Here is a 22,192-nt window from a genome sequence, read left to right as displayed (position 1 = left end):
CTACACGAAACTGAGCTCTTCTACACCCAAGATCACAAATTAGATCTTAACGGTATGGCACGAACACTACTTGAAGACTTAGTAAATACCGTAATGGTTGAATAAGTAGAAGAGCTTGGTTATGTTCGCAATGGATACCGTGAGCGAAAGCTGGTAACGTCAGTTGGAACTCTTACCTTAAAAATTCCTAAACTCCGCGAAGGAACCTATTTTCCTGACGATATCGTAAGTAAGTGGAGCAGGTGTGATACAGCCCTTGCAAGTTGTATCTGTGATATGTGGACCCAAGGTATTTCGAGCAGAAAGGTAGAAAAAGCACTGAGTGAGCTTGGTGTTGAAAAGATCAGCAGAAGTAGAGTCTCGAGACTTGTTAAGTCTTTAGATGAAGAGGTAGATGACTTAAGACACGGCTCTTTGTCTTTTGACAGATGGCCTTACCTTTGGCTTGATGCAACCTATATTCCTGTAAGAGAAGCAGGACATACAACCAAGCGTGCTGTCGTTATTGCTATAGCTGTAAACACAGAAGCTAAAAGACAAATCATAGGGCTTGAGTGTATAGATACCGAGTCATATCTGTCCTGGAAAGACTTTCTTATCTCTTTGAAAGAGCGAGGACTGAGCGGCGTGAGACTTGTTATCTCTGATGCTCACGCTGGTCTTGTAAGAGCAATCGGTGAGGTGCTCACAGGCGCTGCCTGGCAAAACTGTCTTTGTCACTTAGAGAGAAATGTCTTTGATAGATGTAGAACAAAAGCTCAGGGCAAAGCAGTTATTGCTGCTATGAAGCATACCTTTGAAGCTAGTGATACTGATTTGGTACGCACAGGCTTTGAGCACCTTTATGAAGTGTATGAAAAGATAGATCCAAGAGGAGCGCACCTTCTAGAAGAGTCAGAGCCATATGTACTAACCTACCTAGACTTTCCAAAAGAACACGCTCACTGGATACGTACAAACAATCTCTGTGAAAGACTCAACAAAGAGATAAAGAAGCGCACACGTGTCGTTGGAGTATTTCCCTCCAAGCAAGCTATGCTTCGCCTTGTAGGGGCTGTATGTATCGATCAAAACGAAGAGTGGTTTGTAGCAACGCATTTCATGGATAAACGCTCTCTTCTCTTTGAAGAACCCCCAAAGAGAGGGTCATGTACACAAGAGACTATCGACCATCTCTTACAAGTAATTGATAGTGACTTTAAGGTTTGTAAAGAGGTGGCATAATGTAGGCAAGAAGGTAGTAAGGAAATAGCCTTACACCACTTTTTGAGACGTGACTCTGATTTCAAGGTTGGTTCTATGGACGCTCTCATGGAGCCTGATTTTCTCGCCAAGTCTGAACGATTTGCCTGAAAAACACGCCTAGTCTGAGCTATTTGCCGGTTTTTCTCGCCAAGTCTGAGCTGTTTTACTCAGACATGGTGGGGGTTTCAGGTTCGCAAAATTTGGAGACAGCACCCCAGTTAGAACGTGCCTGATTTCTGCAAAGAATCTGTAACTTCTGCCTAAAAATGTAAAAGAATCGGTGGATTTGCCTGATTTTGTAAAAGAATCGGTGGCTCAAATACAGATTCTTTGCACTTTTCAGGCTCGCATAGTGAAAGTCAGGTGCGCGATGGCAGAAAGGAGCACTTGGCGAGAAACCCGTGCACCCGCACGCGCACCTGGCGAGAAACCCGTGCACTCGCAACGCCCAATGTTTCGCGGAAAAGCCGTATACTTATGACGATATAAGTCCACGAAAGGATTGATATGTCTGACGCTCTAATCCCACAAAATTCCTGCGTACTTGTTACCGGCGGCGCGGGCTTTATTGGCAGCCATACCGTTGTTGAGCTGCTCAATTCCGGCTACGAGGCTGTCATTGTTGACGACCTCTCCAACGCTTCGGCAAAAGTTGTCGACCGCATCAAAACCATTGTGGGAGAAGAAAACGCCAAGCGCCTTTCGTTCTACGAGGCAGACGTCAACGACAAAGATGCACTGAACCGCATCTTTGACGAGCACGCTATTAACTTTGTCATTCACTTTGCTGGCTTCAAGGCTGTTGGCGAGTCCGTCACCAAGCCTATCGAGTACTACACAAACAACTTGGGCAATACCCTCACCCTTCTTGATGTCATGAGAAACCACGGTTGTAAGTCAATTATTTTCTCGAGTTCAGCAACGGTTTATGGAGACCCAGATAGTCTTCCTCTAACCGAGCAAAGCCCCAAGAAGAACGCAACCAACCCTTATGGCTGGACTAAATGGATGATTGAGCAGATTCTCGCCGATGTTCACACCGCAGATCCAGAGTGGAACGTTGTCCTGCTTAGATACTTTAATCCTATTGGCGCTCACCAGTCGGGCCTCATCGGAGAAGATCCTGCAGGTATTCCAAACAACCTGGTACCTTATGTGGCTCAAGTTGCTGTGGGTAAGCGCGAAGCTGTTCACGTCTTTGGCGACGACTACAACACCCCTGATGGCACGGGTGTTCGCGACTACATCCACGTTTGCGACCTTGGCTCCGGCCACGTAGCTGCACTTAAATGGATGGCTGGCCGCACGGGAGTTGAAATCTTCAACCTGGGCACTGGCACTGGTAGCTCGGTACTTGACGTTATCAAGGCATTCTCAAAGGCCTGCGGCAAAGAGATTCCTTACGTTATTGAGCCTCGCCGCGCAGGCGACGTTGCAACTAACTACGCAGACTGCCAGAAAGCTGCTGACATGCTTGGCTGGAAGGCTCAGTACGACCTTGCCGACATGTGCCGCGATTCCTGGAAGTGGCAGTCGATGAACCCAGACGGCTATCGCGGCTAGGATTTCCGTGAACTTCGCCGACTACCTCACACAAAAGCTTCCTGCCGTCGAGGCAGAGATCATGCGCGGACTCCCCGCGGCAACGCCCGCAGCACCCGCAGAACCCGCGGCCGCGACGTCCGCGGCGGCGCTCTCGGAGTGCACTCATGCGGACCTGAACACCTATCTCTACCAGCCACTCGCTCACTTCAGTGCGGGCGGTGGCAAGCGCGTGCGACCGGTCCTCTGCTGTCTGGGCGCCGAAGCAGTCGGCGGCTCAGCCGAAGCCGCTCTGCCCGTAGCCTGCGCCATTGAGGACTTCCAGTCGGCAGCCCTTATCCACGACGACATCGCTGACAAGTCAGAGCTGCGCCGTGGCGAGAAGTGCCTCTACAAGACACTCGGTACCGGACTTGCCATCAACGTTGGTGATTCTGCGCTGGTCAATGTTGTCAGACGCGTTACCGTGGCCGACCACCTCTCTGACCAGCTTAAAGTTCGCGTTATCGACGCCCTTCTAGCCATGCAAGAGCACACCCTTGAGGGTCAGGCTCTCGACCTCGGTTGGGCTCAAAACGAGCGCTGGGATGTTACCTCTGACCAGTATCTTTTTATGGCGCTCTCCAAGACCGCCTATTACTCTGCTGCATATCCCCTGGTACTAGGCGCGCTTATTGGCGGTGCTGACCAGAAAACGCTTGATGCACTCAAAGAATTTGGCCTCAAGGTAGGCCTTGCCTTCCAGCTGCAAGACGATCTTCTCAACCTGGTAGGAAATGCCGAAGTACAAGGCAAAGACTTTAGGTCAGACGTCACTGAGGGCAAGCGCACGCTCGCGGTGGTCTACGCGCTTGAGCACCTCACCGAGGCAGAAAAAGCGGAGCTTGTCTCCATACTTTCTGCGCATACTACCGATACTTTGAAGCTTCAGCGCGCTGTGGAGCTTATGGAAAGCGCTAATGCGATAAAATTTGTCCGCGCGCACGCTCTTGCCTTAGTCGAAGAGGCAAAGCACGTGCTTGAAAACGTGATACTTTCTGAAGACGCTCGCGACACACTTTTGTCTATGGCAGACTTCTTTGTGAACCGAGAAAGGTAATTATGGATCCTATTACTCCTGGTAGCACTGGTGCTGCCGTTGAAGACATTCAGGAACGCCTCGTAAAGCTTGGCTACACCATCGAAGATGATGAGCGCCAGAGCCACACGTTTGGCAAGTCAACTGCTCGTGCGGTTGCGCGCTTTAGGCTTGACCATGACCTTTCTCTTGGAGAAGAAGTAGATGCCTCTACCTGGGCAATCATGGTCGATGAGGGCTATGAGCTAGGAGACAGAACCCTCTACCTGCGTCTTCCTAACTTCCACGGCAATGACGTGCGTCAGCTGCAGGAGCGCCTCAACATCTTGGGTTTCTCGTGCGGAAAAGTTGATGGCCATTACGGTGTTCACACCGAGGCTGCCGTTAAGCTCTTCCAAGAAAGCGTCGGCGAGCTTGCTGATGGTATGGCGTTCCAGGATACCCTCGACGCTATTGAGCGTCTGCGTCACGTTTGGTCCGGCAAGCAGGCAAAAGGTCCCCATCCACAGGGCCCTATGGGCTTTGCTCGCGCAGCCAACGTTCTTGAAACCACCTGCATTGCTATTACGGGAGAAGATCCTATCTCTAGAAACGTGGCCGCCCGCGTGTATAACCTTTCTAAGGCAACTACCGAGGCAAGTGGCATGACCATGATTGATCGCGCTGATTCCCCTACTGATGCAGCCACTATTTTGGTTCTGACCACAACCTATGCCCCAAGCATGCCCGCCCGCGGACAGGTTGGTATTGGCTCTGTTTCTATGGAAGAAAACGAAACGCTGCCAGCAAGACTTCGCACCGCTATCGAGTCTGCTGATGCAACGGGCTCCCCTATCAAGATTGTGCTGCCAGAAGGAACAAACGTAGACGGCTCATTTACTACCGCAGACGCACAGACTTTAGCAGTTCTTGTTCTTGATGCAATTTGTGGAGCATTTGCCTCGCTAAGCTGATACACTTAATAGAGTTGCGGACAAAACCAACGTAGTGATTACATTGGGGTATCGTCCAACGGTTAGGACACGGGTTTTTGGTGCCTGGAATGTGGGTTCGAATCCTACTACCCCAGCCATTTTTTACGCAACTTTTGTGTAGGGACGCACTCGTATCGAGTAATACGAAGTACTTTGGAGGCTTACGTATGCCACTTACTGCGATTGTCCTCGCTGCAGGCGAGGGAACGCGCATGAAGTCCCACCACCCTAAGATTGTGCACAAATTACTTGATAAACCCATCGTTTGGTGGAGTGTCAACGCTGCAATTACTGCTGGCGCTGACCGCGTCATTGTGGTTGTTGGTAACCACGCTGACGAGGTTAAATCTGCACTTTCTTGCTTCCCTAACCTTGAGTATGTTGCCCAGACTGAGCGTCTTGGCACCGGCCATGCCGTCAAGGTTGTTAAGGATGCTCTTGGTGGCTTCAAGGGACCCGTTGTTGTTATCAACGGTGACGCATCTCTGTTGCGCGCACAGTCTATTCTCGACCTTGTTGCAGAAACTAAAGCTCACCACAACGCATGTACGGTACTTACGATGACGCCACCAGATCCAACCGGATATGGTCGCGTCATTTCTTCTAACGGCCAGGTAACTGCCATTGTTGAGCACAAAGACGCCACGCCTGAGCAGCGTGAGCAAGAGCGTGAATGCAACGTTGGCGTGTACTGCTTCTGTGGCGGAAGACTGACCGCAAACATCGATCTTCTCGGCAATGACAACGTGCAAGGCGAGTACTACCTCACCGACATGGTGGGTCTTTACGTCAGCCAGGGCGAGCCTGTTGCTGCCGTCCACGTTGACGACTACAAAGAGGCGCTGGGCGTCAATTCCCGCTCCGAGCTTGCCGTTGCTACCCGCATCATGCAGGAGCGCATCAACGAGCACTGGATGAGCCAGGGCGTCACCATGCTGGACCCAACCTCCGTTTGGATTGGCCCCGAGGTTACGCTTGGTATGGACACCGAGGTTCTCCCACAGACCATGCTCTACGGCAAGACCTCGATTGGCGAGAATTGCGTGGTAGGCCCTAATACTCGTCTGACCGATACGGTTGTTGGTAACGACGCTGTTATTGACGAGACTGTAGCTATCAACGCACAGGTAGACGACTTTGTTACCTGCGGTCCTCGCGCGTACCTACGCCCAGGCACACACCTCATGCCTCACGCCAAGGCTGGCACCCACGTTGAGATCAAAAATTCAACTATCGGCAAGGGCTCCAAGGTTCCTCACCTCTCCTACATTGGTGATACAACCATGGGCTCCGGCGTCAACATTGGCGCAGGTTCAATTACGTGCAATTACGACGGTTACCACAAGTTTAAGACCCACATTGGCAACAACGTCTTTGTTGGATCCGATACCATGATGGTGGCACCCGTCTCAATTGGTGATGGCGCACTTGTGGGGGCAAGTTCGTGCATCACAAAGGATGTACCAGCAGATGCGCTTGCACTCGAGCGCTCTGAGCAGAAAATTGTTGAGGGATACGCCGCCCAGAGGCGTCACAAGCTTGAGAAAGAGGACTAGATGTTCGAGAACCTGAGTGAACCACTGTTAGTTGCTAGAAATATCAAGCTCTACACCGGTACAGGTAACCCTGAACTGGCTCGTAAGGTTGCAGACATTCTTCACCTAGAGCTACAAGGTCTTCTCCTCGAGAAGTTTGCTAACGGAGAAATCTACGCTCGCTTTGACGAGTCTGTCCGCGGCGACGAGGTCTTCTTCATTCAGTCTTTGGCAGGTGTCAACGTCAACGACCTGGTTATGGAAACGCTGATTGTTGCTGACGCTGCAAAGCGCGCATCTGCTAACAGCTTTACCGTAGTTATCCCTCACTACGCATATGCTCGTCAGGACCGCAAAGCTGCTGCTCGCGAGCCTATTACTGCTCGTCTGATGGCAAACCTGCTTGAGAACGCTGGCGTTGACCGCGTCATCACACTTGACCTGCACCAGGGCCAAATTCAGGGCTTCTTTGACATTCCTGTTTCTCACCTGACTGCTCTCTATCTTCTGGGCGATTACTTTAAGAGCAAGCCATTTGACTGGGAGAATACCGTTGTTGTCTCCCCTGATATGGGTCGCGCAAAGGCAGCTAAGAAGCTTTCCGACTACCTTGACTGCGGCCTTGCTATTGCTCACAAGAGCCGTCCTCGCCACAACGAGAGTGCTGTTATGGGCATCATTGGCGATATCAAGGGCAAGACCTGCATCGTTAACGACGACATGATTGATACTGCAGGCACCCTCTGCGCTTCCGTTGTGAAGCTGAAGGAAATGGGTGCAGGCGATATTTACGTCTGCGCAACCCACGGTATCTTCTCTGGTCCTGCAATCGAGCGCCTCAATAGCGCTCCTATTGAGGAGTGCGTGGTTACCGACGCAATTCCTTGCGCTGCAGCAAACCAGGAAGGTTCCAAGATTAAGACGATTACCATTGCAAACGAGCTTGCCGAGGCAATCTACGCTGTCTACACCGACCGCCCTGTCTCCGATATCTTCGGCGGCGACTTTAACCTGTAACGCCGCAGGTCAGCCGCACGTGCAATTGCGTGCGGGCGACGACGGCAATACTGCAGGTCAAACGTGCGTGCGAGCGCGGATCGCAAGTGATTTCAACCCGGTATCCATTTCGTGTGGATACCGGGTTTCTTGTGTGGAAACGCTGGGAGTGGACGGGTTTCTCGCCAGGTAGCGGTGTGAGCTGGCGCGATCAGCGCGCGCCTGCTGCGAGCCTGATTTTCTCGCCATGTCTGAACGATTTGCCGGAAAACACGCCAAGTCTGAGTGGTTTTGCCGGTTTTTCTCGCCATGTCTGAGCTGTTTTACTCAGACATGGCGAGGTTTTCAGGCTCAAAAATTCAGGGCCAGACAGTCTATCTTTCACGCGCCTGATTTCATCAAAGAATCTGTAAATTTTGCCTAAAAGCATAAAAGAATCGGTGGATTTGCCTGATTTCTGCAAAGAATCGGTGCTGCAAATACAGATTCTTTGCACTTTTCAGGCGCGCGATGGCGAGAAGCGCGCCTGGCGAGAAACCCGTGCGCTCGCAAACCGCCCTCAGCAGCACGTGTTCTAGCAGGTCGTTCCGCTTTCGGAATCCGCAAGGTCAACATCGTTCGCAAGCGCCGCTTCCAGTGCAATCTGCAGTCCGCGAGTCATCATCTCCAGCGACATGCTTGGAACCTGGCGGGTCTTCTCGGCGGCAGCAGCCTTCTCGGCAGCTGCAGCGTTTTTCTCGACAACCTGCTCTGTTGCGAACGGTACGTGCAGAAACGTACCGCGAGTCTCCGGGAATCTCGTGGCCAGCGCGTGAAGGACCTGATACATGACGTCGTTGCAGACGTACGTTCCCGCAGTGTACGAGACCGCCGCGGGGATCTCCGCCTGGTTCATGGCGGCAACCATGGCGTTTACCGGCAGTGACGCAAAATACGCGTCGGGAGCGCCGTCGATGATGCGCTGCGAGAGCGGCTGCTTGCCCGCGTTGTCGGGGATTCGCGCGTGAGCCCAGTTGATGCCCACAAACTCGGGCGTAATCTTGCTTCTTCCACCCGCTTGGCCCACGCAAAGCACAATCTCGGGACGCTCCGCTTCAAGCGCGTCGATAACCTTCTGAGCGCCAGCGCCAAACTCAACAGGTACGTGCAGTTTTATCACTTGGGCACCGACAATAGTCTCGGGCAACGCCTTCACGGCCTCCCAAGCTGGATTGATTTTCGCGCCACCAAAAGGCTCAAATCCGGTAACCAGAATCTTCTTCATTTTGCCTCCGCACCTCAGTTGAACGCCGCATGCCCCGCACGCTGCTCACCGCACGCTGCTCACCGCGCGCCGATCGCTGCACGTCACGCGCGCCGCCGCTAGACTGCCAACCGCGAGCTCAGTTCACGCTGGTCGAACCTGTCGTTTTCCCTTACCATCATAAACGTACACATCTCAAACGGGAGGAAATTCAATGCACGGTAACAAAATTGTGCTTGTAGCGGGCCTGGGAAATCCTGGCGAGAAATACGCGCGCACCAGGCACAATGCTGGTTTTGCCGTCGTCGATGCCCTTGCCGAGCGCCACGGCGTTTCGTACTGGAAAAGCGAAGCGGGCTGCCAGGTCGCGGAAATCACCTTTCCCGCAGCTCCCGGAGCCGCATCTGGCGAGAAACGCCATGTACTCCTGGCCAAACCTCAGGACTTCATGAACACCAGCGGCGGTCCCCTCTCCAAACTTGCTCGTGCACACCACCTTCAACCTGCGCAAATCCTGGTTATTCACGACGAGGTTGACCTCGCAGAGGGCCAACTCAACTTCAAGGAAGGCGGCGGCCTCAACTCGCATAACGGCCTGCGCTCCATCGCCGACAAGCTCCAGACCAGGGATTTTATGCGCCTGCAGTTTGGCATCGGTCGCCCTCCTGGAAAGATGCCGGTGGCAGACTATGTTCTGCGCGAGCTCAAGGGAAACAACCTGGAAGACTTTCTGGTCACCGCCCAGACAGCGGCCGATCAGGTGGAGCAGTTCCTCCGCAGCTAGCAGTCACCGCACCCCTCCGCGTGTCGTCGCGCCGCAAGTCCACCGGGTTTCTCGCCCTCCGCAGCTAGCAGGCAAAACTTTCTACGAAATATTTATGCTCATTCATGAATTACTCATGACTTGAATCATGCGCAAATAGTACAATAGATATGTTGTTTGCGAATACGGGTTACCCAGACTCGTATGCGTGAGATACATGCGTCACCTGCTACTGTCTTCTCGCCAGAAGGCACACTGTAGTGCGGCGCGTCAACTCACTCGCAGTTTTGTTGTGTTAGGAGAGGAGTACCGCTGAATGTATAAGATCCTCGAAAAGACTCAGTTCTCCGAGAAGGTCTTCAAGTTCCGCATCGAGGCACCACAGATGGCCAAGCATGCACATGCTGGTCAGTTCCTGATGGTCCGCGCAAATGAGTGTGGCGAGCGCGTTCCATTTACCTTTGCGGATTGGAATCCTGAGGAGGGTTGGGTCGAGTTTATCTTCATGGTAATCGGCAAGACCACCAGGATGCTTTCTACCTACGAGGTTGGTGATTTCCTGCAGGACGTCACTGGTCCTCTGGGTGAGCCTACCGAGATGGGCGAGGGCAAATGGGCAGTTATCGGCGGCGGCGTTGGCCTGGCTATCGCCTTCCCTGTTGCTCGTCAGCTCGTAGCAGCTGGCCGCGAGGTCCACGCAATCATGGGCGCTCGTACCAAGGAGCTGCTGCTGCTTGAGGATCAGTTCCGTTCCATTCTGGACGACGATCACATCCACATCACCACAGACGACGGTTCTCTTGGCGAGAAGGGCGTTGTAACTGCACCTCTCGAGCGTCTTCTGCAGGACAAGCAGGTCGACCGCGTATTCTGCGTTGGCCCAGTTCCAATGATGAAGTTCTCCACTCTCACTGCCGAGAAGTACGACACACCTATCATCGCTTCCCTGAACCCAATCATGGTCGACGGCACTGGTATGTGCGGTTGCTGCCGTGTTGAGGTTGGTGGCGAGACCAAGTTTGCTTGTGTTGACGGTCCTGACTTTGACGCAACCAAGGTTGACTGGAACGACCTTCGCGCACGTCAGGCAGCCTACCTCACCGAGGAAGGCCAGTCCATTAAGGCTTACGAGGAGACGAGGTGCGCATGCCACAAGTAAACGGTCGCTACATTCCAAACGTCAAGGCACCTCGTACAGCTGACAACGAAGAGCCAGCTGCAGAGCGCGCACAAGACTTCCGCCCTGTCGACAAGGGTTTCACTAAAGAGATGGCAATTGCAGAGGCAAACCGCTGCCTGGATTGTAAGAATCCACTGTGCGTTCAGGGCTGCCCTGTAAACATCAACATTCCTCGCTTCATCGAGGCTATCCGCGCAGAGGAGTTTGGTCGCGGTCTTGACATCATCCGCGAGTCCTCCATGCTTCCTGCAGTTTGTGGTCGCGTTTGCCCACAGGAGAACCAGTGCGAGGGCGTCTGCATCATGGGTAAGCGCAGCGAACCAGTTGCTATTGGTCAGCTCGAGCGCTTCCTTGGCGATCAGCCTGAGCTTGCTTCCAAGCCAGCTATCGCTCCAAAGAACGGCAAGAAGGTTGCAGTTGTAGGCTCCGGTCCTTCCGGTATTGCTTGCGCTGGCGAGCTTGCTCGTAACGGCTTTGACGTTACCGTCTTTGAGGCATTCTTCACCGGCGGCGGCGTTCTGGTCTACGGTATTCCTGAGTTCCGTCTTCCAAAGGCTGTTGTTAAGCGTGAGATTGACGGCCTCCAGGAGCTGGGTGTTAAGTTTGAGTACAACTCTGTTGTCGGTCGTATCACCGATGCAGAAGAGCTCTTTGAGCAGGGCTTTGACGCAATCTACATTGCAACCGGCGCTGGCCTTCCAAAGCTTCTCAACATCCCTGGCGAGAACCTGCCTAACGTCTTCTTTGCAAACGAGTACCTCACCCGCGTTAACCTTATGAAGGCTAACAACTTCCCTGAGTACGACACTCCAACCAAGCACGGCAAGAACGTCGTTGTCTTTGGTGGCGGCAACGTTGCTATGGACGCTGTCCGTACTGCTAAGCGCCTTGGTGCTGAGCGTGCAATCATCGCTTACCGTCGTACCGAGGACGAGATGCCTGCTCGTCGTGCAGAGCTGCACCACGCAAAGGCAGAGGGCGTTGAGGTTCTTCCTCTCGTCTCCCCTCTCGAGTTTGTCGCTGGCGAGGACGGCGCAGTTTGTGCAGTTCGCGTCCAGAAGATGGAGCTCGGCGAGCCTGACGCTGATGGACGTCGTCGTCCAGTTGCTATCGAGGGCGCTATCGAGGACATTCCTTGCGACGTTGCAATTTCTGCAATCGGCACTAACGCTAACCCATTCGCAAAGATGATCGGCGACATCAAGCTCAACAAGTGGGGCTACATTGAGGCCGACGAAGAGGGTCGTACTTCCGATCCTCGCATCTGGGCTGGTGGCGACATCGTAACCGGTGCTGCAACCGTCATTCTTGCAATGGGCGCTGGTAAGGTAGCAGCTGCTTCCATCACCAAGCACCTCGGCTAGTCCGCCGGTTTCGCCTGGCGTAGCTTTGGCTCGCAGTTCAGTTACAGCTGACACAGCAAGCTAACATGCAATCACAAAAGACCTGGTACCACACGGTGCCAGGTCTTTTTTCATGGCCAAAAACTCCGCGGCCCAACACCCGAGCGCACGGATTTCTCGTCAAGCGCTCTTCTCGCCATCGCGCGCCTGAAAAGTGCAAAGAATCTGTAATTGCAGCACCGATTCTTTGCAGAAATCAGGCAAATCCACCGATTCTTTTACATTTTTAGGCAAAATTTACAGATTCTTTGCAGAAATCAGGCGCGTAAAAGATAGACTACGTGGCCCTGAATTTTTGAGCCTGAAAGCTGCATCATGTCTGAGTAAATTTACTCAGACATGGCGAGAAAAACCGGCAAATAGCTCAGATATGGTGTACTTTTCCGGCAAATCGTTCAGACATGGCGAGAAAATCAGGCGCACCAAGCATACGCCTGGCTCACTCCGGGCTCATACCGCCCACCTGGCAAGAAACCCATCCTCTAGCAGCGCTTTCGCACAAGAAACCCGGTATCCACACGAAATAGATACCGAGTCAAAATCACTCGTAACCTGTGAACCGCACACGCACCGCTGACCTGCAGCGTTGCCGTTGCAGCGAGCTGAGCGCGGCTACGAGAGCAAAAACTCCCTGACGCGAGCGGCAATACCCTCAGCGTCCAAGCCAAAGTGCGAAAGCAGCACGTCACCAGGAGCAGAAGTGCCAAAGGTGCGCATACCAGCAAAGCGCATGGGCGTGGGCAGCTGCTCGGCCAGAAGCTCGGCAACTGCAGCTCCAAGGCCCGTTGCCACGTTGTGCTCCTCAACGGTTACCACATGACGGGTCTTCTCGGCAGATGCCAAAATGACTTCTTCGTCCAAAGGCTTGATGGAGAACACGTCAATGACCTCGGCAGAAATCTTCTCCTCTGCAAGCAAGTCTGCAGCTGCGAGTGCCTGGGCAACCTCAACACCGCAGGCAGCAATCGTCACGTCTGTGCCCTCACGCAGGACGTTTGCAAAAGGCAGACCACCCTTGAAGGACTCGTCGTAGATGTCGGCAACCTTGTGGCGACCCATGCGCACGTAGAAGGGGCCATCTGCCTCGGCAGCAAGTCTGAGCGCTGCCTTGGTAGCGTTGTAATCTGCAGGAACAAGCACGCGCATCTGAGGCAGGGCGCGCATCATACCAATGTCCTCAAGGGACTGGTGGGTAGCGCCGTCCTCTCCTACCGTAATGCCTGCGTGCGTTGGGCAAATCTTCACGTTAAGGCCGGAATCGCAGACGGTGTTTCTAATCTGGTCGTAAGCGCGGCCGGTTGCAAACACAGCAAACGAGCCGGTAAACACGGTGCGTCCAGTAAGCGAAAGTCCTGATGCAACGCCAACCATGTTCTGCTCAGCAATGCCCACGTCAACCATACGCTGCGGGAAGGCCTTCTGGAGGTCGGCAAGCTTGGTGGAGCCGGCAAGGTCTGCGTCAACAGCAACGATGTCGTGGCCCTCGTTTACCAGCTCAACAAGAGTCTGACCATATGCCTCACGAGTTGCTCTAGACATTGGCAACCTCCTTACCATCACCTTGAAGATCAATCAAAAGAAGCTCTCTAGCTGCATCAAGTTCTTCTCGCGCAAGGTCAGCCTGCTCGGCAGAAGGAGCGTTTCCGTGCCAGGAAGCCTTGTCCTCCATAAACGAGACACCCTTGCCCTTGACGGTCTGGCAAATGACCACGGTAGGAGCCGTGTTTCCTGCCTCGCGACCATCTCGTGCAGCGAGAAGGGCCTGGCGCACCTCAGTAACCTCATGACCGTTAACGCGCAGTACGTTCCAGCCAAAAGAACGGAACTTCTCGTCAATATCGCCAAGAGAGCACACATCGGTGACGTGGCCGTCAATCTGCAGGTTGTTGAGGTCCACAATAGCAATAAGGTTATCCAGCTTCTGGTGAGCAGCAAACATGCATGCCTCCCAGTTAGAGCCCTCCTGCAGCTCGCCGTCGCCCAGAAGGACAAATACCTTCTTAGCGCGCTCTCCGCTTGCCAGAGCGTCCATAGAAAGTCCCAGAGCGCATCCTGCCGCTACCGAGAGACCCTGACCAAGAGAGCCAGAGCAAACCTCAATACCAGGGCATGCGTGGCAGTCTGGATGACCCTGCAGACGGCTGCCAAGCTGGCGGAGGGTAACCATATCCTCGTCATGGAGCCAATCAAGTAGGTGGTACGCAGCATACAGCACAGGAGCCACGTGACCCTTAGACAAAAAGAACCTATCCTCGGTGTGATCCTCTGGGTTGTTGTGGTTGTACTTCATAACTCCCGAGAAGAACAGTGTAGCCACAATATCTGCCGCACTCAGTGAGCCACCGGGATGACCTGACTTGCTTTTCTCGAGCATGTCAATGACATCGCGCCTCAGCGTATTAGCTGCAAGCTTGAGCTCATCATCGGTGAGGTTGCGCTCGGGTAATGCAGATGTTCCCATTCTCATCCTCTCAAAACAAGTACGCCCAACCTAAGCTGGGCGTACCACAATCACTATTTATTGCTGAACCTTAACCTTTTCCCAGTCTGCCTCAAAAGACTTAAGACCGGCGTCGGTCAGAGGGTGCTTCAGACACTTCTTCAAAGCTCCAAATGGAACGGTTGCAATGTCAGCACCAAGCAGAGCTGCCTGAGTCACATGGTTAGGCGTACGGACAGAAGCCGTAATAATCTCTACGGTGTGATCAACGTTTTTATCCCATGCATAGTTCTCAATGCAAGAAACTACCGTTCCCAGCTGCTCAATGCCGTCCTCGCCGATATCATCAAAGCGACCAACAAATGGAGAAATGTAACGAGCACCAGCATTTGCCGCAAGAAGAGCCTGAGGTGCCGAGAAAATCAGCGTCATGTTGACGCGAATTCCCTCAGAAGCAAGCTGATGAGTAGCAGCAAGGCTCTCTGCGCAGATAGGAAGCTTAACAACAATGTTTGGAGCAAGAGAAGCCAGGTGACGGCCCTCTTCAATCATGCCCTCAGTTGTTGTTGCTGTTGACTCAGCAGATACAGGGAGTCCCTCGCAAAGCTGAGCAATCTTAACCATATGAGACTCAAAGTCTGCTAGCTTCCCACCAATCTTTGCATACAGCGATGGGTTGGTAGTAACACCTGCTAAACAGCCCCAGCTAAGAGCCTCAGAAATCTCATCGATATCTGCCGTGTCAATAAAGAACTTCATGTGTAATCCTTTCCTGTACAAACCTAAACGAGTTTGGAAACGTACGTCGTACTAAGAAAGAGCTCATCCACATTGTACAGATTCTTATGTACCGTCTGTGGCGAGAAACCCAAAACAAGTGCAAAAAGGCCGTTTACCCCTCAAACGCCTTATCAATTTTGCTGCGAACGTAAGTGGAAGCAAAGACAAGATCTTCTTTCCAGTTCTCGTTGCCGGTGTACCACATCTCTGCAACAAAGCGCCTGACGCCCTGAGGAACAAGCTGCGACAGAGCTCCCTCGTAGTCAGTGGTGCCGGTAGAGAATGGAATCTCGCGATACGCACCAGCAACAGTCTCCTTGAGATGAGCTGCAAAGATATGACCTGCACCAAAAGCAATATCGTCAGCAACGGTGTTGCCGTAAATAAACGATGCATTGGTGAGGTTACCAGCGTCGGGATACACACCAAGGTAAGGGCTGTTGATAAGTTTTACGTAGTGCATGGCCTTCTCGACCGTATCCATAAAAGGAGTCTCCATGGTCTCAAAACCCATAACAATGCCCGCCTGAGCAGCCATTTCTACAGCCTTTGCCAAATTCTCCTCAAAGTACTTACGCGTATCCTCTGCGCCGTCCTCGTAGTACACGTCATAGCCAGCAAGCTGGATGGTATGAAGTCCCAGGTCGCCTGCAAGGTCAAGCGCCTTCTGCATAATCTCAAGGCCACGCTCACGAGTAGCCTGATCGCGAGAACCAAAAGGATACTTACGGTGACCAGAAAGGCACATAGAGCCCAGGCGAACGCCAGAGTTTACCATTGCCTGACGAACTGCTACACGCTCCTCACCAGTCCACTCAAGGCGAGAAAGACGAGCGTCAGACTCATCAACGGAGATCTCAACATAATCAAAGCCAGACTCTCCTGCTACGATGAGGCGCTCTTCCCAAGAAAGATCAGTTGGAGTGGCCTTCTCGTAAAGTCCTAGCTGATACTTGGACATATCTTCTCCTTTTAAAAACAGGCGGCCTTAAAAAGACCGCCTGACTGAAACAGATTCTACTCACTGAACAGGCTTTAGTGATTACCCTGTCCGTAGTAGGCATTTGGACCGTGCTTGCGCATGTAGTGCTTGTCCTGAAGGTACTGTGGTGCTTCCTGAACCTTAGGGTTATTGAGCTCGGTGAGTGTTGCCATCTTAGCAACCTCCTCAATGACTACAGCGTGATACACAGCAGCCATTGCGTCTTTACCCCAAGAGAAAGGACCGTGGTTGTGAAGGAGCGTTCCAGGAACCGCAATGGGGTCCAAGTTAGCAAAGCCCTCAACAATAACGTTTCCGGTCTCAAGCTCATAGGCACTTTCTACCTCGTCCTTAGTAAGGCTGCGCACGCAAGGAATATCTCCGTAGAAATAATCTGCATGTGTGGTGCCATAGCAAGGAATAGAGCGTCCTGCCTGTGCCCAAGAAACAGCGTGGGTTGAGTGAGTGTGAACAATTCCGCCGATCTTATCGCCCCATGCACGATACAAGCATGCATGAGTTGGAGTATCGGAAGATGGGTTCATCTCACCTTCAACAACGTTACCGTCTAGGTCGCAGATGACCAGATTCTCTGGGCTGAGCTCCTCATAGGAAACGCCCGATGGCTTGATAACAAACAGGCCACGCTCACGGTCAAGCCCAGAAGCATTTCCCCAGGTAAATACTACCAGGCCATGCTTTGGCAGGTCCATGTTTGCTTCATACACTTCATCGCGAAGCTCTTTAAGCATCATAGAGACTGCTCCTTAGAGAACGCTACGGAATGGAACGTTTGGCTCGTGATCGAAGCAATCATGGAAGCCACGGTCGTGATGGTAAGCAAAGCGATCCTTATCCTGTGGATACGTGTAGTGGCCGCCGACCTCCCAGAAGAATGGGTGGAACTTGTAGTCAAGGCGATCCTTACGCATGTCCCAAAGAACCTTAATCTCCTGGACGTCTGCCTGGAAGTTAGTCCAAACATCGTGGTGAATTGGGATAACAACCTTGGACTGAAGAGCCTCAGCCATGCGAAGCATATCGGTTGCTTCCATCTTGTCCTGGATACCAATTGGGTTGCAGCCAAAAGCACCAAAGCAGACGTCTACGCCGCCAAACTCCTGAGCGATGTCTTTACCGTGCTTAGCAAAGTAAATGGAGTAGTGAGAGTCGCCGGAGTGATAGATGTTTCCACCAGGGGTGACAAAGAGGTAGTTAACTGCCTTCTCGTCCATGTCCATTGGGCACTTACCCCAGAGGTCTGGGCGGTTCTCAGAAGTATCAGTAGTGGTAACGATAATGGTGCGGTCAAAGGAATCGTATGCAACGATCTCCATGTCCTTAACCTTAACACGGTCGCCAGGCTTAACAACAATGCACTGCTCACGTGGAACGCCCCAGCCAACCCAAATGTCAACTGCATCCTTAGGACCAATAAAGGGAACTGGGATCTCATTGCCATTCTCGTCAGTAGTAGTCATGTTGTTGTTAACAACGTGAGCTGCAAGCTCCTTGGACATGTGGTCCTGGTGAATGTGAGTTACTACAACTGCGTCAAGGTTCTTGATAGCAAATGGATCAATAACAAAGGGGACGTTGCGCAGGTTTGGCTGCATCTTACGAACGCCAGCCATGTTTGCCATCTGGTGACCAGGCTTCATGAGGCCGTCACCGTGGGTGCGCTTACCATTGCCTGCCCAGAAGTCGACAGCAACGTTTGCTCCACCAGGAGTCTTAAACCAAATACCAACGCAGCCGAGCCACCACATCTCAACCTGGCCTGGCTCTACTACGGCATTGTCAATCTCTTCGTTGAGCCAAGTTCCCCACTCAGGGAAGGTGCTCATAATCCAACTGTCGCGTGTGACGTCTTTCAAACCTGCCATTACGCGCTCCTTTCTAAAACATAGGACTAGTACTTTGATGTATACGCAGGTAACTTGAGCGGCGCTCAGGACTTTGCCTGCATGCTCAGAAGCTCATCCTGAGCGCTCGCTACAAAACGCAGCCCTACTCCACTACTTTGTAGAGAGCCAGCTGGTCTGTCTCACGATATGCAGCAACAATGTAATCGCTGCCGTCATGCCTATACACCATGCAGTTTGCTGGTCCGAGGTCGTGGTCGATAACGTCTACGGTGTACTCACCGTCAACGTATCTAACAAGCAACAAGTCGCGACCATCTTTACGGTTGCCAATGACTGCGCACTTCTCGCCATTAAGGTCTGCTGCCCAAAGCGCGTGAAGGAAGCTGCGCTTCTGTGGGTCGCACCAAACCTGCTCGTAGCGATCGCGAGTCTGGCCCTCATGCCAAATTGCCAGCGTGTCACCATGGAACTTGGAGAAGGTAAGAATCTCCAGCTTGCCGTCGCCGTCAAAATCCGTTGCAACAATGTCGCTTGTTGGCTGGACCAGAAGGCAGGTGACATCCCAATGACCTTGAGGGGTGGTTGGTGGCACATATCTAAACACGCCTGCGGCGGTTGAGATCAAAGCATACGATTTATCAGGTGCAGTCCAGAAACCGTGATTCTGAACCTGATAATTAGCAACACAAGTCAACTTAAGCTGGTTGTCTGCTGTGTACTGCTCAAGGTTATCGCTCAGAGGAGCAGCCCAAACAGCACCTGGAGTGCGCCAATCATCCTTGACGCCTGTCTCAGCTCCACCCTTGATAGAGCAAGCAAGAACCCAAAGCTGACCGTCAGCAGCCTTCAAAATGCCAAAACGGTGAACATACGGGAGGTCGCAGAGAATCTGCTCAGACCAAGAACCGTCTGCTTGCTTGGTATAGGATGCAATTGCCGCGTCGTCTCCACCAAAGTTTGGCGAGAAGAACTTGCGAGTTGCGAGGAACTGATCTTTCCTGCCAGGGACCTGAGTAATGGTCATGACGCCGCCAGGGCCTGGAGCAACAGTCTCCAGAGGCTCACCATCAAGCGTAAAACGACGGATTGGACCGTCCTTCTCGACAGCAGCTAAAAAGCTTGATGCGTCTTCTCCCTCAAACATGCCAAGCGCATAGCACTTAGGCATCTCGGCAAGAATTTTCTTTTCAAAAGTCATTAAAGTGCTCGATTCTTTAGAAACCTAAACTATGCGGAATACTTCTCTGCAGCGCCGGTTTCCTTGAGCTTCTCTTCCATCTCTGCGTCAGAAAGAACGTTACGCAGACCAATGACGGTAACGCCAGCCTTAGCAGCATCCTCGTACATATTCAGGAAGTTAAGTGGTGCAAAAACAATGTCATACTGACGAGCAGAGCTTACGCCCTCGGAAAGTGCACAGTGGTGAATCTTATCGACGCCCATGTTGAGCTTCTGAGTGACGCGCTCAGCGGTCATCTTCATCATCAGAGAGGTACCTGCACCGTTTGCACATGCGACCAAAATCTTTGCGTTCATGTTGACTCCTTCGATCAAACAAACTGATTACGGACACATTGTGTTTGTACCCATTTGGGCGCTATGATGCTCGCATTTAAAGCAAATACCGCATCAAACAATGTGCCGAGTATTACTAATAACCCTGAGCAGATGGGGGTCTGCTCAGGGTAGGAAGAAAGAGGGCTACTTGCTTTCCGCACTAGCTGCGGCGGCCTTCTGTGCGCGGATTTCCTTGCACTTCTGGTAATCCTCAACCTCCATGAAGTACGTGTCCTTGTTGGCGCGGTACTGGAGCTGTGGGATTGCAATAAGAGCGATGACAACAATTGCGAGACCTGCGTAGGACAGGAACTTCATGATGCCGGTCATGATTGGCCAGACAACTGCCCAGTCCCACATGCCAAGGTATCCACCGTATGCAGCCATGCCAACCCAGCCAGCGATAAGAGCTGAACCGAAGACCTGGAGAAGACCAGAGATGAAAGGCATGATAAGAACTGCGCGGAGGCCGCCCTTGTTGTTTGCGTAAACGCCGATAGTAGCGTTATCGAAGAACAGTGGAACAAAGCCTGCGATAACAATAACTGGGGACTTCAAAAGCAGCAGAGTTGCGATTGCCAGGAACTGGCCAGCAGCACCCATGAGGAAGCCGAGGGTAACTGCGTTTGGAGAACCAAAGCCGTAGGTAACTGCACAGTCAACGCCTGGGACGGAACCTTTGAGGAGCTTGTTGGAAATACCCTGGAAGGAGTTGGTGAGCTCGGTAACGAAGGTACGAACACCAAGCTGCAGGATGGAGAGGTAAACAGCAAACTGGAAGGAAGTGGTCATGATGTAGAAGAAGAAATCCTGACCTGGCTTCATGAACTTGTTCTCAAGCAGGAACTCCTGACCAAGAACAGCAAGGATGACACCAAAGAATGCTGTCATGAGAATTGCAGTTGCAACGAGGTTCTCGTTGAAGATCTTAAGGAAGCCTGGAAGCTCGATGTCCTCAATGCGCTTAGACTCCTTCTTGGAGTGCTTGGCGAGCCACTCGGAAGCCTTGGATGCGCAGTAAACACCAAACATCTGCTGGTGAGCAATGGTAAGGCCAGCGCCATCAGTAAGGTCCTGGGTAGGTCCAATACAAAGGTTGGAACCAACTGCCCAGTAAAGGCCAAGGAGAACGGTCATAACTGCAAGGATGGTAACGTCGTTAAGCTGTGGGAAGCAGAAGAGGATAAGCCAAAATGCAGTTGCTGCCTGCTGAACCTGGACGTGACCAGTAGTAAAGATTGCGCGAAGCTTAGTCTGCTTCTTAAAAGCAACCAGAACAATGTTCAGAATGAAAGCGAAGAGCAGAAGAAGCATAACGGAGGAGAAGGAACGACCTGCGATAAATGCAGGAGCGTCAGCTGCCTCCATGCCTGCCTGTACTGCGTTCTGGCCAAAGTATGGGTCAATGACCATTGCAGAAAGGTTGAAGCGAGCCTGAAGTCCAACAAGAACTGGACGGAATGCAGTTACCAGGCCGCCGGAACCAACCAGGAGGATCTGATAACCAATGACTGCCTTAAGGAAGCCAGCGAGTACGTCGTACCACTTCTTCTTAAGAAGAATGTAGCCGATAGCAACAATCAAACCGATGAAATAGGCTGGCTGAGTCAAGAAGTTGCTCGCAAACCATTTCCAAATACCAAGAACAATATCCATTGATACCCCTTTCAAAGGGTCCTACATACGTACCTTCTGCAGCCCACACTACAAAAGGAAATCCTCAATTACGTGCCCAAACGGGCGTGTTTACTCGGAGATAAGCTTGTCAATCTCCAAAAGCTCCTCAGGAGACTGAATGTTCTTAAGACGCTCTAGAACCTCCTCGTTCATAAGAACCTGAACGAGCATCTGCATATTCTTAAGGTGTGCTTCCTGATCGGTTGCGCTCAGAGTGAAGAAAGTCTTAACCTGCTTCTCATCGTCGCCATCCTCAAAATTGACAGGAACATCAGAGTGCATAAAGCCAATAGCAGTCTTTCCATTAGAGCCAATGCGAGCAGTTGAGTGTGGCATTGCAACGTTTGGAACGATAACAATGTAAGGACCAAACTTGTTTACGCACTCGATAATATCGTCTGCATACTCTGGATTGACTGTTCCGTCAGCCTCCAGTGGTTTGCAGCACTCTCTAATAGACTCTTCCCAAGTCATGGGAGTCTTCACGAAAGCATAGTGATTCTGCTCGTAGATATCGCGAAGTAGCATGCGATTCACTCCTCTCCAGTAGACTACTGTGAATCTTTTCCTTGTGTTGGACTATAGCAAGAGCACACAAGAACACATCGCTTAACGACAAAAACTTGAATCTTCTGAACGCTTCAACAATTAGATAAATAACTTATATGACATTTGACTTGTCGTATAACAAATTTCCCTATTTGTTGAACGTTTAGAACGTTTTATCAATCGAATCGATAATGTTAGTATAGCTAAAGTTGAGAGTTAAGCAATACTTATCCATGCTCACTTTAGAGATTTACGTCATAAAAACCGTTGACCGCTAAATAATATCCGTTTAAGTATTCAAAACGTTCATTGAATAAGGTAAGATACACTCAGTTCTACAGAAAAGCGTCTACACAATTGTTCGACAACCGTTCAAAAGG

At 51.8% G+C, this 22,192-nt stretch carries 20 protein-coding genes, 1 tRNA gene and 1 pseudogene; 11 read left to right on the top strand and 11 right to left on the bottom strand.

Features of this window, described 5'->3' with window-relative positions:
* Nucleotides 1–132: 132 nt before the first annotated feature.
* The 8 genes and pseudogenes from HMPREF1647_RS05335 to HMPREF1647_RS07090 form a co-directional block, all read left to right on the top strand.
* A pseudogene (locus HMPREF1647_RS05335) lies at nucleotides 133–1,224 on the top strand (IS256 family transposase); the annotation flags it as partial.
* 528 nt (nucleotides 1,225–1,752) lie between these two features.
* Complete coding sequence (gene galE, locus HMPREF1647_RS05330; RefSeq protein WP_035432775.1) at nucleotides 1,753–2,808, top strand: UDP-glucose 4-epimerase GalE; 1,056 nt, start codon at nucleotides 1,753–1,755, stop codon at nucleotides 2,806–2,808.
* A gap of 7 nt (nucleotides 2,809–2,815) precedes the next feature.
* Nucleotides 2,816–3,886, top strand: a complete 1,071-nt coding sequence (locus HMPREF1647_RS05325; RefSeq protein WP_035432773.1) for a polyprenyl synthetase family protein — start codon at nucleotides 2,816–2,818, stop codon at nucleotides 3,884–3,886.
* A gap of 2 nt (nucleotides 3,887–3,888) precedes the next feature.
* Nucleotides 3,889–4,818: a peptidoglycan-binding domain-containing protein gene (locus HMPREF1647_RS05320; protein ID WP_035432771.1), complete on the top strand. Its 930-nt coding sequence runs from the start codon at nucleotides 3,889–3,891 to the stop codon at nucleotides 4,816–4,818.
* A 44-nt stretch (nucleotides 4,819–4,862) separates the two neighbouring features.
* Nucleotides 4,863–4,937 (top strand) — tRNA-Gln (locus HMPREF1647_RS05315).
* Nucleotides 4,938–5,006: 69 nt separating this feature from the next.
* Nucleotides 5,007–6,395, top strand: a complete 1,389-nt coding sequence (gene glmU / locus HMPREF1647_RS05310) for a bifunctional UDP-N-acetylglucosamine diphosphorylase/glucosamine-1-phosphate N-acetyltransferase GlmU (RefSeq protein WP_035432769.1) — start codon at nucleotides 5,007–5,009, stop codon at nucleotides 6,393–6,395.
* The gene (locus HMPREF1647_RS05305) at nucleotides 6,396–7,391 is read left to right on the top strand and encodes a ribose-phosphate diphosphokinase (protein ID WP_035432767.1); all 996 of its coding nucleotides are present in this window, start codon (nucleotides 6,396–6,398) and stop codon (nucleotides 7,389–7,391) included.
* Between the two features lie 419 nt (nucleotides 7,392–7,810).
* On the top strand, nucleotides 7,811–7,948 hold the full coding sequence (locus HMPREF1647_RS07090; RefSeq protein ID WP_156921392.1) for a hypothetical protein: 138 nt from the start codon (nucleotides 7,811–7,813) through the stop codon (nucleotides 7,946–7,948).
* Here the strand turns inward: HMPREF1647_RS07090 and pcp are convergent.
* Nucleotides 7,945–8,634, bottom strand: coding sequence for a pyroglutamyl-peptidase I (pcp, locus tag HMPREF1647_RS05300; protein WP_035427964.1), 690 nt, complete (start codon nucleotides 8,632–8,634; stop codon nucleotides 7,945–7,947). The two genes, HMPREF1647_RS07090 and pcp, sit on opposite strands and share 4 nt — an antisense overlap.
* 193 nt (nucleotides 8,635–8,827) lie before the next feature.
* On the opposite strand from pcp, the gene pth reads away from it, so the two are divergent.
* The 3 genes from pth to gltA all read left to right on the top strand — a co-directional run bounded on the left by pth (nucleotide 8,828) and on the right by gltA (nucleotide 11,920).
* The gene (pth, locus tag HMPREF1647_RS05295) at nucleotides 8,828–9,397 is read left to right on the top strand and encodes an aminoacyl-tRNA hydrolase (RefSeq protein WP_035432765.1); all 570 of its coding nucleotides are present in this window, start codon (nucleotides 8,828–8,830) and stop codon (nucleotides 9,395–9,397) included.
* A gap of 295 nt (nucleotides 9,398–9,692) precedes the next feature.
* Nucleotides 9,693–10,535, top strand: a complete 843-nt coding sequence (locus HMPREF1647_RS05290) for a sulfide/dihydroorotate dehydrogenase-like FAD/NAD-binding protein (protein WP_035427960.1) — start codon at nucleotides 9,693–9,695, stop codon at nucleotides 10,533–10,535.
* Entirely contained in the window at nucleotides 10,523–11,920 is a 1,398-nt protein-coding gene (gltA, locus tag HMPREF1647_RS05285) for an NADPH-dependent glutamate synthase (RefSeq protein ID WP_035432782.1), read from the top strand. The genes HMPREF1647_RS05290 and gltA overlap by 13 nt, the downstream gene beginning before the upstream one ends.
* Before the next feature lie 651 nt (nucleotides 11,921–12,571).
* Here the strand turns inward: gltA and HMPREF1647_RS05280 are convergent.
* From HMPREF1647_RS05280 to HMPREF1647_RS05235, 10 genes are all read right to left on the bottom strand, one after another.
* Nucleotides 12,572–13,498, bottom strand: coding sequence for a transketolase family protein (locus HMPREF1647_RS05280; RefSeq protein ID WP_035432763.1), 927 nt, complete (start codon nucleotides 13,496–13,498; stop codon nucleotides 12,572–12,574).
* Nucleotides 13,491–14,420: a transketolase gene (locus HMPREF1647_RS05275; RefSeq protein ID WP_035432761.1), complete on the bottom strand. Its 930-nt coding sequence runs from the start codon at nucleotides 14,418–14,420 to the stop codon at nucleotides 13,491–13,493. The genes HMPREF1647_RS05280 and HMPREF1647_RS05275 overlap by 8 nt, the downstream gene beginning before the upstream one ends.
* Before the next feature lie 57 nt (nucleotides 14,421–14,477).
* Complete coding sequence (locus HMPREF1647_RS05270) at nucleotides 14,478–15,158, bottom strand: transaldolase family protein (protein ID WP_035432759.1); 681 nt, start codon at nucleotides 15,156–15,158, stop codon at nucleotides 14,478–14,480.
* A gap of 133 nt (nucleotides 15,159–15,291) precedes the next feature.
* Nucleotides 15,292–16,140 (bottom strand): L-ribulose-5-phosphate 3-epimerase, encoded by an 849-nt coding sequence (locus HMPREF1647_RS05265; protein WP_035432756.1) that lies wholly within the window; start codon nucleotides 16,138–16,140, stop codon nucleotides 15,292–15,294.
* A 74-nt stretch (nucleotides 16,141–16,214) separates the two neighbouring features.
* Nucleotides 16,215–16,916 (bottom strand): L-ribulose-5-phosphate 4-epimerase, encoded by a 702-nt coding sequence (locus HMPREF1647_RS05260; RefSeq protein ID WP_156095556.1) that lies wholly within the window; start codon nucleotides 16,914–16,916, stop codon nucleotides 16,215–16,217.
* Between the two features lie 12 nt (nucleotides 16,917–16,928).
* Nucleotides 16,929–18,047, bottom strand: a complete 1,119-nt coding sequence (gene ulaG / locus HMPREF1647_RS05255; RefSeq protein ID WP_035432754.1) for an L-ascorbate 6-phosphate lactonase — start codon at nucleotides 18,045–18,047, stop codon at nucleotides 16,929–16,931.
* A gap of 124 nt (nucleotides 18,048–18,171) precedes the next feature.
* Nucleotides 18,172–19,227, bottom strand: coding sequence for a hypothetical protein (locus tag HMPREF1647_RS05250; RefSeq protein WP_035432752.1), 1,056 nt, complete (start codon nucleotides 19,225–19,227; stop codon nucleotides 18,172–18,174).
* A 29-nt stretch (nucleotides 19,228–19,256) separates the two neighbouring features.
* Nucleotides 19,257–19,565 (bottom strand): PTS sugar transporter subunit IIB, encoded by a 309-nt coding sequence (locus tag HMPREF1647_RS05245; protein ID WP_035432750.1) that lies wholly within the window; start codon nucleotides 19,563–19,565, stop codon nucleotides 19,257–19,259.
* 165 nt (nucleotides 19,566–19,730) lie between these two features.
* The gene (locus HMPREF1647_RS05240) at nucleotides 19,731–21,242 is read right to left on the bottom strand and encodes a PTS ascorbate transporter subunit IIC (protein WP_035432747.1); all 1,512 of its coding nucleotides are present in this window, start codon (nucleotides 21,240–21,242) and stop codon (nucleotides 19,731–19,733) included.
* Between the two features lie 90 nt (nucleotides 21,243–21,332).
* Nucleotides 21,333–21,791 (bottom strand): PTS sugar transporter subunit IIA, encoded by a 459-nt coding sequence (locus tag HMPREF1647_RS05235; protein WP_035432745.1) that lies wholly within the window; start codon nucleotides 21,789–21,791, stop codon nucleotides 21,333–21,335.
* Between the last annotated feature and the right edge of the window lie 401 nt (nucleotides 21,792–22,192).

Origin of the sequence: Lancefieldella parvula DNF00906, from assembly GCF_000758945.1 — a bacterium.
Classification (GTDB): Bacteria; Actinomycetota; Coriobacteriia; order Coriobacteriales; family Atopobiaceae; genus Lancefieldella; species Lancefieldella parvula_C.
The sequence above is the reverse complement of the archived record's forward strand: the minus strand, read 5'-3'. Positions and strand labels throughout refer to the sequence as shown.

What these genes read in the sequence shown, in the direction of transcription:
- galE (WP_035432775.1), top strand. Translation starts at nt 1,753, where the DNA reads ATGTCTGACGCTCTAATCCCACAAAATTCCTGCGTACTTGTTACCGGC.
- HMPREF1647_RS05320 (WP_035432771.1), top strand. Translation starts at nt 3,889, where the DNA reads ATGGATCCTATTACTCCTGGTAGCACTGGTGCTGCCGTTGAAGACATT.
- glmU (WP_035432769.1), top strand. Translation starts at nt 5,007, where the DNA reads ATGCCACTTACTGCGATTGTCCTCGCTGCAGGCGAGGGAACGCGCATG.
- HMPREF1647_RS05305 (WP_035432767.1), top strand. Translation starts at nt 6,396, where the DNA reads ATGTTCGAGAACCTGAGTGAACCACTGTTAGTTGCTAGAAATATCAAG.
- pcp (WP_035427964.1), bottom strand. Translation starts at nt 8,634, where the DNA reads ATGAAGAAGATTCTGGTTACCGGATTTGAGCCTTTTGGTGGCGCGAAA.
- pth (WP_035432765.1), top strand. Translation starts at nt 8,828, where the DNA reads ATGCACGGTAACAAAATTGTGCTTGTAGCGGGCCTGGGAAATCCTGGC.
- HMPREF1647_RS05290 (WP_035427960.1), top strand. Translation starts at nt 9,693, where the DNA reads ATGTATAAGATCCTCGAAAAGACTCAGTTCTCCGAGAAGGTCTTCAAG.
- gltA (WP_035432782.1), top strand. Translation starts at nt 10,523, where the DNA reads ATGCCACAAGTAAACGGTCGCTACATTCCAAACGTCAAGGCACCTCGT.
- HMPREF1647_RS05280 (WP_035432763.1), bottom strand. Translation starts at nt 13,498, where the DNA reads ATGTCTAGAGCAACTCGTGAGGCATATGGTCAGACTCTTGTTGAGCTG.
- HMPREF1647_RS05275 (WP_035432761.1), bottom strand. Translation starts at nt 14,420, where the DNA reads ATGGGAACATCTGCATTACCCGAGCGCAACCTCACCGATGATGAGCTC.
- HMPREF1647_RS05270 (WP_035432759.1), bottom strand. Translation starts at nt 15,158, where the DNA reads ATGAAGTTCTTTATTGACACGGCAGATATCGATGAGATTTCTGAGGCT.
- HMPREF1647_RS05265 (WP_035432756.1), bottom strand. Translation starts at nt 16,140, where the DNA reads ATGTCCAAGTATCAGCTAGGACTTTACGAGAAGGCCACTCCAACTGAT.
- HMPREF1647_RS05260 (WP_156095556.1), bottom strand. Translation starts at nt 16,916, where the DNA reads ATGATGCTTAAAGAGCTTCGCGATGAAGTGTATGAAGCAAACATGGAC.
- ulaG (WP_035432754.1), bottom strand. Translation starts at nt 18,047, where the DNA reads ATGGCAGGTTTGAAAGACGTCACACGCGACAGTTGGATTATGAGCACC.
- HMPREF1647_RS05250 (WP_035432752.1), bottom strand. Translation starts at nt 19,227, where the DNA reads ATGACTTTTGAAAAGAAAATTCTTGCCGAGATGCCTAAGTGCTATGCG.
- HMPREF1647_RS05245 (WP_035432750.1), bottom strand. Translation starts at nt 19,565, where the DNA reads ATGAACGCAAAGATTTTGGTCGCATGTGCAAACGGTGCAGGTACCTCT.
- HMPREF1647_RS05240 (WP_035432747.1), bottom strand. Translation starts at nt 21,242, where the DNA reads ATGGATATTGTTCTTGGTATTTGGAAATGGTTTGCGAGCAACTTCTTG.
- HMPREF1647_RS05235 (WP_035432745.1), bottom strand. Translation starts at nt 21,791, where the DNA reads ATGCTACTTCGCGATATCTACGAGCAGAATCACTATGCTTTCGTGAAG.